Annotated in this window: 13 protein-coding genes; 5 read left to right on the top strand and 8 right to left on the bottom strand. The window is 47.6% G+C overall.

Annotated features, from left to right (window positions below; all coding sequences use genetic code 11):
- Positions 1-51 precede the first annotated feature (51 nt).
- From LG219_RS10580 to tkt, 3 genes are all read left to right on the top strand, one after another.
- Positions 52-1,044 (top strand): aminoglycoside phosphotransferase family protein, encoded by a 993-nt coding sequence (locus LG219_RS10580; RefSeq protein ID WP_226764459.1) that lies wholly within the window; start codon positions 52-54, stop codon positions 1,042-1,044.
- Between the two features lie 152 nt (positions 1,045-1,196).
- Complete coding sequence (gene murU / locus LG219_RS10575; protein WP_226764458.1) at positions 1,197-1,892, top strand: N-acetylmuramate alpha-1-phosphate uridylyltransferase MurU; 696 nt, start codon at positions 1,197-1,199, stop codon at positions 1,890-1,892.
- Positions 1,893-2,493: 601 nt separating this feature from the next.
- Positions 2,494-4,494, top strand: coding sequence for a transketolase (gene tkt, locus LG219_RS10570; protein WP_226764457.1), 2,001 nt, complete (start codon positions 2,494-2,496; stop codon positions 4,492-4,494).
- A 456-nt stretch (positions 4,495-4,950) separates the two neighbouring features.
- Here tkt and LG219_RS10565 read toward each other — a convergent pair whose 3' ends face one another.
- The 4 genes from LG219_RS10565 to LG219_RS10550 all read right to left on the bottom strand — a co-directional run bounded on the left by LG219_RS10565 (position 4,951) and on the right by LG219_RS10550 (position 7,487).
- Complete coding sequence (locus tag LG219_RS10565; RefSeq protein ID WP_226764456.1) at positions 4,951-5,406, bottom strand: copper chaperone PCu(A)C; 456 nt, start codon at positions 5,404-5,406, stop codon at positions 4,951-4,953.
- A 145-nt stretch (positions 5,407-5,551) separates the two neighbouring features.
- Positions 5,552-6,505 (bottom strand): diguanylate cyclase, encoded by a 954-nt coding sequence (locus tag LG219_RS10560; protein ID WP_226764455.1) that lies wholly within the window; start codon positions 6,503-6,505, stop codon positions 5,552-5,554.
- 5 nt (positions 6,506-6,510) lie between these two features.
- Positions 6,511-7,122, bottom strand: coding sequence for a chemotaxis protein CheX (locus LG219_RS10555; RefSeq protein ID WP_226764454.1), 612 nt, complete (start codon positions 7,120-7,122; stop codon positions 6,511-6,513).
- A 2-nt stretch (positions 7,123-7,124) separates the two neighbouring features.
- The gene (locus LG219_RS10550; protein ID WP_226764453.1) at positions 7,125-7,487 is read right to left on the bottom strand and encodes a response regulator transcription factor; all 363 of its coding nucleotides are present in this window, start codon (positions 7,485-7,487) and stop codon (positions 7,125-7,127) included.
- 93 nt (positions 7,488-7,580) lie between these two features.
- On the opposite strand from LG219_RS10550, the gene LG219_RS10545 reads away from it, so the two are divergent.
- The gene (locus LG219_RS10545; RefSeq protein WP_226764452.1) at positions 7,581-8,243 is read left to right on the top strand and encodes an energy transducer TonB; all 663 of its coding nucleotides are present in this window, start codon (positions 7,581-7,583) and stop codon (positions 8,241-8,243) included.
- A 22-nt stretch (positions 8,244-8,265) separates the two neighbouring features.
- Positions 8,266-8,667, top strand: coding sequence for an alternative ribosome rescue aminoacyl-tRNA hydrolase ArfB (gene arfB, locus LG219_RS10540; RefSeq protein WP_226764451.1), 402 nt, complete (start codon positions 8,266-8,268; stop codon positions 8,665-8,667).
- Between the two features lie 162 nt (positions 8,668-8,829).
- Here the strand turns inward: arfB and LG219_RS10535 are convergent, their stop codons facing one another.
- The 4 genes from LG219_RS10535 to LG219_RS10520 all read right to left on the bottom strand — a co-directional run bounded on the left by LG219_RS10535 (position 8,830) and on the right by LG219_RS10520 (position 11,908).
- Positions 8,830-9,327, bottom strand: coding sequence for a hypothetical protein (locus LG219_RS10535; protein ID WP_226764450.1), 498 nt, complete (start codon positions 9,325-9,327; stop codon positions 8,830-8,832).
- 155 nt (positions 9,328-9,482) lie between these two features.
- Positions 9,483-9,878, bottom strand: coding sequence for a YkgJ family cysteine cluster protein (locus tag LG219_RS10530; RefSeq protein WP_226764449.1), 396 nt, complete (start codon positions 9,876-9,878; stop codon positions 9,483-9,485).
- A gap of 148 nt (positions 9,879-10,026) precedes the next feature.
- Positions 10,027-10,605: a hypothetical protein gene (locus LG219_RS10525; RefSeq protein ID WP_226764448.1), complete on the bottom strand. Its 579-nt coding sequence runs from the start codon at positions 10,603-10,605 to the stop codon at positions 10,027-10,029.
- An 88-nt stretch (positions 10,606-10,693) separates the two neighbouring features.
- On the bottom strand, positions 10,694-11,908 hold the full coding sequence (locus tag LG219_RS10520) for an MFS transporter (protein WP_226764447.1): 1,215 nt from the start codon (positions 11,906-11,908) through the stop codon (positions 10,694-10,696).
- Between the last annotated feature and the right edge of the window lie 183 nt (positions 11,909-12,091).

Below are 12,091 nucleotides of genomic sequence, written 5' to 3'. Positions count from 1 at the left end.
AAACGCGCTTAACTTTCTTAACAAACGTTGTAAACAGGAACGATATTTCTCATGAATCGCAGTGAACAGCTCTCCAATTGGTTGCAACAAGTGCGCGCAGCAACGCCGCAAAGCATTGTTTTGGCGGCTGCTGACGCCAGTGTGCGGCAATATTGGCGTGTCAGCTATGCCGATAGTTCCGTGGTGGTGATGGATTTTGATCCTGCCGTTTTTGATTGCGGCCCGTTTTTAGCCCGTCAGCAACAATTGGCCGGTGCGGGCATTGCCGTGCCACAAGTTTTTGAGCAAGACTTGCAATTGGGTTTTGTCGTTTTAGAAGACTTAGGCGACGTGACTTTGGCCAGTGTCCTGAGCGAGAGCAGTGCAAAAGAGTGGTATCTGCGTGCAATCAAGCTGCTGGTTGAGATGCAGGCCAATACCTCGGATGATGATTTGCCAGTGTTTGATGCCGCTTTTGTTCAGCGTGAACTGGATATTTGCCGAGAGTGGTATTTTGGGCAGCAATTTGGCGTCACTTTGGCGGGTAAAGAATTGGCCACTTGGGAGCGCGCTTGCGCTTTGATTGTGCAGCAAGTGGTGAATCAGCCCACGCTGTTTATGCATCGCGATTTTCACTCCAGAAATATCTTGGTGCAAAACGATGCCTTGCGTTTGATTGACTTTCAAGATGCGGTCAAAGGACCGATTGCTTACGATTTGGTTTCATTATTGCGTGATGCGTATGTTGAATGGGGCGAAACCTTTGTGCTGGATTTAACCATTCGGTATTGGGAACAAGCCCGCGCAGCCGGTTTAGCGGTGCATGACGATTTTGGTGACTTTTACTTGGCATTTGAAATGGCCGGTTTGCAGCGGCATTTAAAAATATTGGGTTTATTTGCCCGGTTAAAATACCGGGATAATAAGCCGCAATATCAAGCCGATATTCCCCGCGTATTTCATTATGTGCGCCAAGTTTGCTTGCGTTATAGCGAATTAACGCCATTGGGGCGGTTATTGGTCAATTTAAATGGCGAAAAAATCGAAACGGGTTTTACTTTTTAATTCGCCGTTTTTTGCCACATGGCGAGCGACTTAGCTGTTGCCGCTTGCGGGCGTTACGCCTTGGCATCTTTGGCTGGGTGTTCGCTTCGCAGTCTCGATCAGCATGGCGCTGATCGAGCTTTTTTTTCGACGTTTTTTTGATTGAGTTTCCAATGAAAGCAATGATTTTAGCGGCTGGCCGTGGTGAGCGGATGCGGCCTTTAACCGATGTGACGCCCAAGCCTTTGCTTGAAGTGGGTGGTCAGCCATTGATTGCTTGGCATTTGGCGCGTTTAGCCGCAGCCGGCATTAACGACGTGGTGATTAATCACGCTTGGCTCGGTGAGCAAATTGAAGCGGCGCTCGGTGATGGCTCGCGTTGGGGCGTGCGAATTGAATATTCCGCTGAAAATACGGCATTAGAAACTGCGGCTGGGATTGCCCGTGCGCTGCCATTATTGGGGGATGCGCCATTTATCGTGGTGAATGGCGATGTACTGACCGACGTTGATTTTGTGGCTTTAAGCCAAACTGCGGCGCAATTAAATGCACAAACGCACTGGGCGCATTTGATGTTGGTGCCTAAGGCGGGTTATCCGACGGGGCGAGATCTGAGTTTGCACGCAGGCATGGTGGTGCCATGCCAGAGCGACGATCAGCCGCTGACGTTTTGTGGTGTGGCGGCGTATCACCCGCGCTTTTTTGCCGATGTGCCCGCAGATCAAGCAATGCCGTTATTGCCTTGCTTGCTAACGGCGATGGCGGCAGGGCGAGTGCGTGGTGAATGTCATCACGGGCAATGGCTGGATGTGGGTACGGTGGAACGATTGGCTTTAGCGCGGGCGCAGTACGCTGTTGATGGGGGCTAGCGTATTTTGGCTGAATAAAAAAGGATGTGATTCGCCAGTATCCAGCGCAATTGCGCGGACGGGGAAAGACTTGTTTTTTGTTGCGCCGCAACGTAAATTGAGACGCTTGATGGTCTTGGGTAGGCCTAAAGCAAGGATCAATACTGCGATTTACCCTATCGACATCGGCAGATATCGTTGGCATTATTCATGCGCAAGCTCGAAATTGAAACGTCACTTTCGGTAAAGCGTGGTCGATACGCTATGCAAATATCGCTGGTTTTGGCGTAAGCTTTTCCGCCCATCGTGGCATTTTATTGTGGTTAATCGCTTGATGCGATCCACGAGGCGCACGGTATTTGGGGCAGCTTGTTTTGGGAATCAATGCGCTGGCATTTGATTTTAAGTTTGATTTAGCTTTTAGTTTGCGCCAAAGCAATATCCCTATTTGGGTAGCATGAGTACAATGCGCTGTAAGCGTTTTATTTCTGCCTTAAAGCTGAGTTAAAGCGAAGATAAGCTTTATTTTGGCGCTGTTGTTGGGCTGTAGTCAGCTTGGACGGCGGTGTGTTTATCAAGTTGGCGCAAAGAGCGCTTAAATATTCAATCTGAGGAAACTGTGATGGCAGCAACGCGTACTGATTTAGCAAATGCAATTCGTGCACTGGCGATGGATGCTGTGCAAAAAGCCAATTCAGGCCACCCTGGTGCGCCGATGGGCATGGCCGAAATTGGTTTGGCTTTGTGGGGCGGAAAAATGCGCTTTAACCCACAAAACACTGCTTGGGCTAACCGTGACCGTTTCGTATTGTCAAACGGCCACGGTTCGATGCTGCAATATGCGCTATTGCACCTCACAGGCTTTGACGTATCGATTGAAGACATCAAAAACTTCCGTCAATTTCATTCAAAAACCCCAGGTCACCCAGAAGTGCATTACACCCCAGGTGTAGAAACGACGACGGGTCCATTGGGTCAAGGCATTACTAATGCCGTGGGTTTTGCCCTTGCTGAAAAACTGCTTGCTGCGCAATTTAATAAACCGGGCTTGGATATTGTTGACCACCATACCTATGTATTTATGGGTGACGGCTGCTTGATGGAAGGCATTTCACACGAAGCTTGCTCACTCGCCGGTACTTTGGGCTTGGGCAAATTGGTGGCATTCTGGGACGATAACGGTATTTCGATCGACGGCCATGTTGAAGGCTGGTTCACCGATGACACGCCAAAACGTTTTGAGTCTTATGGCTGGCATGTGATTGCTGGCGTTGACGGCCATGATGTGGATGCACTCAATGCCGCCATTGATGCCGCAAAAGCCCAAACCAACAAGCCAACACTGATCTGCTGCAAAACCATCATCGGTAAAGGCTCGCCTAACAAAGCGGCGAGCCATGATTGCCACGGCGCACCATTGGGTGATGCTGAAATCGCCGCAACGCGCGAAGCGATTGGCTGGCCGTATGCGCCATTTGAAATCCCTGCTGATGTGTACGCAGGTTGGGATCGTAAAGCCGCTGGTGCTGCGTTTGAAGCCGAGTGGAATACCTTGTTTGCTAAGTACGCGGCACAATTTCCGACTGAAGCGGCTGAGTTTACTCGCCGCATGAAAGGCGATTTACCTGCCAATTGGAATGATGTCGTTGCTGCTGCCGTGAACGACGCGAACAGTAAAGCAGAAACTATTGCAACGCGTAAAGCCAGCCAAAATGCCTTGTCGGCATTGTGTCCACAATTGCCAGAAATGCTCGGTGGCTCTGCCGATTTGACGGGTTCTAATTTGACCAACTGGAAGGGTTCGACCAGCTTGAAAGTTGAAAACGGTCAAATCTCGGGCAATCACATCAGCTATGGCGTGCGTGAATTTGGGATGAGCGCAATTATGAACGGTATCGTGTTGCACGGTGGCTTCCGTCCATTCGGTGGCACGTTCTTGATGTTCTGCGAATACGCTTTGAATGCATTGCGGATGGCCGCGTTGATGAAAACCAATAACATCTTTGTTTACACCCACGATTCAATTGGTCTGGGTGAAGATGGTCCTACGCATCAGCCGATTGAACAATTGCAAACCTTGCGTTGCATCCCGAACATGAACACTTGGCGTCCATGCGATACCGTTGAATCGGTAGTGGCTTGGGCCGCTGCGATTGGCGAGCGTACTACGCCATCATCATTGGTGTTCACGCGTCAAAACTTGCAATTTCAAGCGCGTACTGAGCAACAATTAGCAGATATCGCCAAAGGTGGCTATGTATTGGTAGATGCTGCAAATCCACAATTGGTGATTTTGGCAACAGGCTCGGAAGTCGATTTGGCGGTAAAAGCCGCAGCGCAATTGCAAATTGAAGGTGTTGCAGTCCGTGTCGTATCATTGCCATCGACCAATGTATTTGATAAGCAAGATGCGGCGTATAAAGCCTCAGTCTTGCCAGCTGGTGTGCCACGCTTGGCCGTTGAAGCGGCGACGAGCGACTTCTGGCGTAAATATGTCGGTCTTGAAGGCGATGTGATTGGTATGGATACGTTTGGTGAATCAGCGCCAGCGAATCTGTTGTTCAAGCACTTTGGTTTCTCAGTTGAAAACGTGGTTGCTCGTGCCAAAGTATTGCTGAAATAAGTCAGTCAGTAGCTTAATGACAAAGCGCCTTCGGGCGCTTTTTTTATTGGCGGTTATTTGGGGCTACTGCTGGATTGTCAGCCGGTTTGATGCGAATGCGCTTTTGGGCCCACATGTAAGTTGGCTTGCTGAGAAAACTGACTTAGTCAATATGCATGGCTCGGCCTGATTATTGATTATTAATGGGTATATGTTGATAGATCTTTTATTTAAAGGTCTACACAGATATACCCACTATAGCTGTACTGAACAAACCATTTAAGTGATTGCTGAGTTTGTTGCATCGGATGAGAAAACGGTGCGATTCTTTTAATAGCAACCGCCTTGATTTGCGCTGTCGTTTCAGTTGAGCTTAAGTCCGTGTTCATAGCCTAAACAGGCACTCGTTGAGCTCGGACAGCACAAGCTCAATCGACCGGTGTTTGCTCACTGGCGTCATGATGAAGCGGTATTGGGTTAATGTGCGTGTGCGGCCGCAGCTGGCCTATGCGCGATATTTTGCACGTCAATGGTCACGTTGATGGCACCAGCTTTGGCAAAGTGAAGCGTGAGAGGCAGTTTTTCACCGGCAACAAGGTCTTTTTTAAGTCCAAGCAGCATAATGTGATAGCCGCCAGGCGCCAGCGTCAGGGGTTGCTGGCTGGTGATCGGTAGTCCTGTGGTGATTTGGCGCATTTTCATCACGCCATCAGCCATGATCATTTCATGAATCTCCGTTTTGCGCGCAAGCACTGAGCTAGCCGACAGCAATTGATCTGTCGTTGGGCTAGTGATCGACATAAAAACCCCGGCATTGGCTGCTTGAGGTGGTGTGGCACGCGCCCAAACTTGGTCAATCGATACCGGCTCTTGCGCAAATGAAAGGCTTGCGCTGACTGTCAGCGCTGCGCAGAGGGTGAGTTTTTTTAGCATAATGGATTCCGAAACAAGTCGACTTAAAAAGACCGTCAACCCTGATGGCGTAAGCGCTTATCGATGGCTGGCGAATAAGCTGTCAGTATAACGGGATGGGGCGGCGGTTTAAAAGTGGGGTATGTGTCAGGTGACGGTAGGGAAGTTAAGATTGGCTATCACGAAGCTGGTTTCTGCCATGTTGTTTAGCAAAATAGAGTGCTAGATCGGCCTCCTGAATTAAAACACTCGCTTCTGTCTCTCGATTGGGTATGGTTGAGGCGCAGCCAATGCTCACTGTGGCGATGTGGTGGGGTGAGTCTGGGTGTGGGCGTTCGAGCTCACGTACCGCTTCGAGTAATTGCTCGGCAATCGTGATGCAACCGGCCATTGGCGTGGCGGGGAGTAAGACGATGAATTCTTCGCCACCATAGCGAGCAATAATATCGGTCGGACGACGCAATGCCGCCTGAAGGGCTTTGGCAATATCCTGTAAGCAGGTGTCACCTTGCTGATGGCCAAGCTGATCGTTGTAACGTTTGAAAAAATCAATATCGATCATCAGCACGCTGAGTGGATGTTTTTGCCGCACTGCTCGGCGCCATTCTTCGGCAAGTTTCTCTTCGTAATAACGGCGATTGGGAATGCCGGTTAAGCCGTCTTGATAGGCAAAACGATGCAACTCTGCTGCACGTTCTTGCAAAATTTGCTCTCGAATGACCGATGCAGTTACGTCTTGAATTTGAATTAAGCAAAATTGCTCATCATTAAATTGTCGAAGTGGGGTGATTTGAATTTGTTGCTGCATACGTAGTGGTACTTCGTCATTATTATGCAAACGAAATAAATTAAATGGGGCTCGATTTAAGCATTGCGATAAAAATGAAGATTGATCTTTCTCTATCGCCAGTTTGACGGCTTGTTCCACGCGGGTATTTTTTAATTCTGGAAATACAACGCTTAATGGTAAACCGATTAAACCATCAGAGTGACGGCTAGATGCTTTAACTAGCCAACGATTCCAAAGTGCGATTTCTCCTTTGCTATTTAAAATAAGAACGCCCAGCTCGAGCGCATCAAAGGTACTAAATAATAATAAAGGTGCATGATTACTCATCATTTAGCTTAGCTTTGTACCATTAGGGCACCTAAAAATCGATTAATTGCCTCGTTGAGTAATTCCAAGGAGTTGGCATTCATAATAAAAATGACATGACCATGTAGTTCTCGTGCGGCAAGTGAAAATTGAATTTGTAACACCATCACCACATGATTCGCATCGCATTCTTTAAGTACTGAAATTCCAGAACCAATGTGCAATGCCGGTAAACCACACTGAAAGGGCTGTTTAAAAATATCGGCTAAAGAACCTAAGCAAGAATTTAAAATAATATTACCAATTTCGGATAATGCATCTTGTTCTAATTCAGTGAGTTGTTCGATGGGTAAACTATTTCCCATCATTAAACGGACTAAATCTAAGCTTCGCGCTTCGGGAAAAATCAGCAGGGCGTTACCATGAAAGCTGCCGTCAAAGCTTTGTCTGACGCTACAAACGCGTTGGCTCGACTGTTCTAAATAAGCCGCCGCCTCTTCGACACTGTAAAATTCAACCATGGGCACAGAGAGTAAAATCTCTTCATTAATGATTTGGCTCATGCTGGCAGCAGCTTGGCCCACACTAATATTAAATATTTCACACAGTGCATCGCGTTGTAACGAGCCAAGTTCTAGCATGCTCAAGCCCCTGCGATCGTGAAAACTTTAAGCAGCGTATCTGCAACAATCGGCTTAGGAACGAAATGTAAGCCGGCGTTTAATGCGCGCTCTTGTGTGCTGTTCTGGACATTGGCTGTTAATAAAGCAATAAAACAATTCGGTTGTAACCCTTTGATGGCGGTGCCCGCTTCAATGCCATCGATGCCCGGCATGTTAAGATCCATAGAAATGATATCGATTTTATGTGTTTTTGCTAATTCAATGGCGTCTAAGCCTGACGCCGCTTCGAGAAAAGTCCAGTCTGGGCGTTGTGCGATGGCAAAAGATCGTATCATCATGCGTGAGACACGGCTGTCATCAACAATAAGCATGGTATAGGGCATGTGTTTATTCCAGCGGATAGTCAGTTCAGTGTAGGTATTTACTGTGAAATTGCAATGTATGATGTTTTTAATTGGAGTTGTATAAATTACAAGATGATCTGGCGAATTGCTTTTTTTAGCTCATTACTACTGCATGCATTGGTCGTTTTTGCTTGGCAGGGGCGTTTTGAGCCTGAGGTCAGCGCATCGGATCATCCGCTTGTCGTCGTGTTGCAAGCGCCTGCGCCTGCGGCATTGCATCCTACTCGGACAAAACATCGTGCGCTAAACCATTCAAATTCAGCAGATTTACCGCTACCAACCAAGTCAGAAAAACCACGTGAACCGCGTTTGCTGCCGCCACGTGAAGACTTTGCAGCGCCGTTGGCCGTACCGCCAAATTCAGCAGTAAGCAAAATGGCGCTTCAGTCGCCGCATTCTGCCGAGGTTGATTCAGCGCTTTCATCGCCAACGGTGAGCGCAGCGTCGACGGATTCTGCGGTGCAATATCGTGCGGCGTATTTAAATAATCCAGAGCCTGATATGCCGAGGCTGTCACGCATCAAAATGGAAAGCGGTAAGGTTCAATTGCAAGTGAGGGTCAGCGCAGCAGGTGAGCCAATTGACGTGAAAGTATTGACTAGCAGTCATTACCCGCGCTTAGATGATGCCGCAGTGAATACCGTGAAGACGCAATGGCGATTTATACCCGCGCAAAAAAACGGCGTGGCGATTGAGGCTAATGTTGTTTTTTCGATTGAATTTAATTTGAAATAATGCAAGGTCATAGTTTAACACGATGAAAATACCAGAAATTCCCAGCAATGAGATTGAGTTTAGTGCGATTCGTGCCCAAGGATCGGGTGGACAAAATGTCAATAAAGTCTCAAGTGCCGTGCATTTACGTTTTTCAATTCCCAATTCTTCATTGCCCGCTGAATTTAAAAGCCGATTATTGGCTTTGCATGATCAAAGAATTAATAAAGAAGGGGTGGTGGTGATTAAGGCACAAACTTCGCGCAGTCAGGAGGCGAACCGAGCTGAGGCGACGATGCGCTTAATGGCGCTGATTGAAAGCGTGGCGGTATTGGCCAAGCCGCGTCGAGCAACCAAGCCCAGTTATGGCGCAAAACAGCGTCGTTTAGATGGCAAACAACTGCGAGGTTCGGTAAAGGTACTACGTGGTAAGGTTACGTTTTAAGCGGCGTTGCTGTGTGTCATGCAGTTTGTATCTCGCTTCTGACTCAAGCGTGACGAATGATTCCGGTTAAAAACATTAATCGATACGCGTTGTATGACATAAAAAAACCGACGGCCATGTTGTGCGGCGTCGGTTTGGACGGTGTTGTTGTCGATGAACGGTTTAATTGGTTTTAAAACGGTTTTCGTAGGCGATGCTGGCTTGGATATTAAGCGCTTGGCATAGTTTGAAAAAAGCCGTGAGATGATGCGTTCGAACGAGGAGCATTTGCATTTGCTCACGCTGACTAAAGTCGATCAAGATGAAGTTAGGGTTGAGTTCATCTTGGATGGCTTTGAGGGCCGACGTCTCGCTCAGTTCTGCCAAAGCGCTGGCTTGGAGTTCAAGCTCACCCTCACCAAAAGCTTCGCTGATTTGCTGGTAGAGGGCGGGTATGGATTGGGCATTAAAAATCAAGCCGTCAGCCAATTGCTCCAGTAGCACGATTTCCCAGAGTGGCACGGCCGTTTCGCTAGGATAAAAGTCGGCGGCATGGCGAGCACGATAGGCGATTGGATCTTGTTGTGCGGCAATGACTTCGGCGCTCATCGCGAGAATGTCGTCGTGATCTAAGCCGCCATCGGCGATTAATTCGAAAAGTTCAATGATTTGCGTTTGCATAGCGTTCCAAAATAGTAAGCCGCCCGATGTGGGCGGCAGACGTGATGCGAGCGTTGAGTAAACTCGACGCTCGAGTTAAGCGAAAATTAACTAGGGTATATTCTTATAAACTTTGTTTTATATGGCTTAGAGGGTAATACCCTTATTTTTTAGATTTAAAACCAGCGAATATAAGCGCAAAAACCCGGTTTTGGGCCAATGGTCGGGTGATTACGACAGGTATTTGGACGCTTTTCGTAAATGGTACATAAACGCGTTTCTTCATCTAAATAAATACAGTCACGGGTGCCGCGTCGAGCGAGGGTGTAAATTTCGTGTTTGAAATTAAAATGCTCGATAATTCGGGCTTTCATTAAGCGTTTGGCGATGTTTTTCGCCGGTTCGTCTTTGTCGAATTCATCGACCACACCCATCCGGATTAAATCACCGATTTTGACTTCGACCGGCATGGTGCAACAGCCCGAATAGCAATCGTCGCATTTGCCTTTGGTGAATTTCACCCATGTATCAGGATCGTGGAGTTCGGTACGGTTGAGGATTTGGCGGGTCATGATGCGTTCAAAATCAAGAAAGGTGGGCAGCATACCACAGTCTGACGCTCGCTAAGTAGTTGTTCTGGTACAAAAAATATTACCTAAGGGGCTATTGACGGATGGTTTCTTGCTGCGTGGACGCAAAATGGCGTTGAATGGGCTTTGATTAAAACAATTCAATGCCGTTATCATTGTTTGGGTTGGATTTAGGGTCAAAGTTGATGCTGACATTGCCTGCTTTAATGAGTGCGGTATGGATTGGGTCGCCGTGTAATATGGCGTCAAATAAGATTTTCTCTTGTTCCATTGTGTATTGCGAGCGGATTTTTCTTTGTAAATCAAGCCATGCTTGGGCTTGATGCGGTAAAGCATGGTCAGCCACTAGTACCGCTAGCTCGCTGATGGTGCTGCAAACATGTTCAAGTCGCTGCGATAAGCGATCATAAAATTGAAATGCGATGATCGATTGCATGTTTTGTTCGGTGATTTCGGCGATTTTGTTTTCTAAGTCGAGCGTTGTCGGCAGCGTGGGTAAAATCTGTGTCAGCTGTGTATTGAGTGCCTCAATGTGCTGGCAAGTCATGGCAAATGAATTGGCCAAAGCGGTAAATGACGCGCTACCTTCTTCCATCGCATGGCGAACTTGAGCGACGGCAATGCCCATCATTAAAATGGTTTCTCGTATTTGATCCCAATCTAAATCTGGATTGTGTGCTGCCGAGCCGCCCAAAGGGAGTTCCACCATGGTTCAATCGTCCAAATAAAGGAATAATCCTTTATAGGTTGAAAGATTGAGTTCAGCTTGGGTTTGTGTCGGGCTTAGCTATCAACGTTTAATCGGTGGTGCGAATGACTTTGAGTTGCCAGATCAGTAGTAACATCACCAGTGCCATCGTTAAGCCAAAAATAGGCATGATCCATGTGATACTTAGTTGTGCCGCCAGCATGGCCGTGACCATCGCGTAAGAGACCGGTGACAGACCCATCGACACCATATTATTCAGACTCATCACGCGGCCCAATTTATCGCGATCGGCGGACTGCTGAATCAATGACATCATCGGCACATTATTGCCTGCAACGCCCATCCCAATTAAAAATTGAATGGCCACGGCAGCCCAAATCCAAGGCGTATGCGGTAGTAAGGACAGTAATACACCTTCGAATGCAATAATGACGGTAATCATCAGTAGGCGTTTTTTATTGGGCGGATAAACTGTTAATAAAATCCCGCCTAACACCATCCCCGCAGCAAAAGCGCTTTGTAAAAACGATAAGGTGCTGGCTTCGCCATGCAAATAATCCGCCACGATGATTGGAATGCCTAAGGCCAATGGCCCCATAAAGAGCAGGTTGGCGGTGATGTAAATGAGCATGAGTGCGCGTAAAATCGGCGTTTGGATGGCGTACTTTACGCCTTCTTTTAGTTCGGTGAGCATCGAGCTGGCTTGACGAATCACTTGGCTTTGCGGCTCTTGAATCCCCGCAATACATAACGTCGCAATAAACAACATGCCGCCGGTGAGACTAAATATCGCCTCGTAACTCATGAATGCGAGCATTGCACCACCAAGTACCGGCCCAAACACCATGCCCACTTGATTGGTGGTGAGCATAATCGAATTAGCACGCGTGAGATCACCATCCGTAACTATGGCAGGGGTGAGTGTGTCGCGCGCCGGCCAGAAAAAAGCGTCTAATGCCCCATACAAGAAAGCAAAAGCGGTCAAGGCCCAAATATCCAAGCGCTGTAAATACAGTAATCCAACTAAGCCAAACAGTAAAATCACCCGCAAAGCTAAAGAAACTAAAATAATCCGGCTGCGCGACATGCGATCAGCCAATACGCCACCAACGGCCATTAAGGCGATTCGTGGAATGGAGCCGGCAATCATCACCCAACCTAATTGCTCTTTCGCGCCTAGGGTTTTAACGACGTACCAAGTCTCTGCCATCATGGCGATGGCCAGCGCAAAGTTACCAATGATAGAAGCGAGCCATAAAAGGCCAAAATTACGATTTCTAAATAAGTTAGGCTGTATGGACATAAGTTTTAAAAGTAGGGTGTTTTTATTTTGTATTGCTTTAGTCTTAGTGGCGTGACAGAGCAAGAGGTTGCGGCCGTTTTGTATTGAAATCTGGCGTTCAGAGTATGCAACTTTTTGCGAAAGAATGCAGCTACCATAGCCAGCAATACTGATTTTACTTGCGGTATTGCTGCGTAAATCAGT

Origin of the sequence: Deefgea salmonis (assembly GCF_020531905.1) — a bacterium.
Taxonomy (GTDB): Bacteria; Pseudomonadota; Gammaproteobacteria; order Burkholderiales; family Chitinibacteraceae; genus Deefgea; species Deefgea salmonis.
This window is presented reverse-complemented; position numbering and strand designations above follow the sequence as displayed.

Bases quoted from the DNA above. Each gene is read 5' to 3' on its own strand.
- LG219_RS10580 (WP_226764459.1), top strand. From the start codon at position 52: ATGAATCGCAGTGAACAGCTCTCCAATTGGTTGCAACAAGTGCGCGCA.
- murU (WP_226764458.1), top strand. From the start codon at position 1,197: ATGAAAGCAATGATTTTAGCGGCTGGCCGTGGTGAGCGGATGCGGCCT.
- tkt (WP_226764457.1), top strand. From the start codon at position 2,494: ATGGCAGCAACGCGTACTGATTTAGCAAATGCAATTCGTGCACTGGCG.
- LG219_RS10565 (WP_226764456.1), bottom strand. From the start codon at position 5,406: ATGCTAAAAAAACTCACCCTCTGCGCAGCGCTGACAGTCAGCGCAAGC.
- LG219_RS10560 (WP_226764455.1), bottom strand. From the start codon at position 6,505: ATGATGAGTAATCATGCACCTTTATTATTATTTAGTACCTTTGATGCG.
- LG219_RS10555 (WP_226764454.1), bottom strand. From the start codon at position 7,122: ATGCTAGAACTTGGCTCGTTACAACGCGATGCACTGTGTGAAATATTT.
- LG219_RS10550 (WP_226764453.1), bottom strand. From the start codon at position 7,487: ATGCCCTATACCATGCTTATTGTTGATGACAGCCGTGTCTCACGCATG.
- LG219_RS10545 (WP_226764452.1), top strand. From the start codon at position 7,581: ATGATCTGGCGAATTGCTTTTTTTAGCTCATTACTACTGCATGCATTG.
- arfB (WP_226764451.1), top strand. From the start codon at position 8,266: ATGAAAATACCAGAAATTCCCAGCAATGAGATTGAGTTTAGTGCGATT.
- LG219_RS10535 (WP_226764450.1), bottom strand. From the start codon at position 9,327: ATGCAAACGCAAATCATTGAACTTTTCGAATTAATCGCCGATGGCGGC.
- LG219_RS10530 (WP_226764449.1), bottom strand. From the start codon at position 9,878: ATGACCCGCCAAATCCTCAACCGTACCGAACTCCACGATCCTGATACA.
- LG219_RS10525 (WP_226764448.1), bottom strand. From the start codon at position 10,605: ATGGTGGAACTCCCTTTGGGCGGCTCGGCAGCACACAATCCAGATTTA.
- LG219_RS10520 (WP_226764447.1), bottom strand. From the start codon at position 11,908: ATGTCCATACAGCCTAACTTATTTAGAAATCGTAATTTTGGCCTTTTA.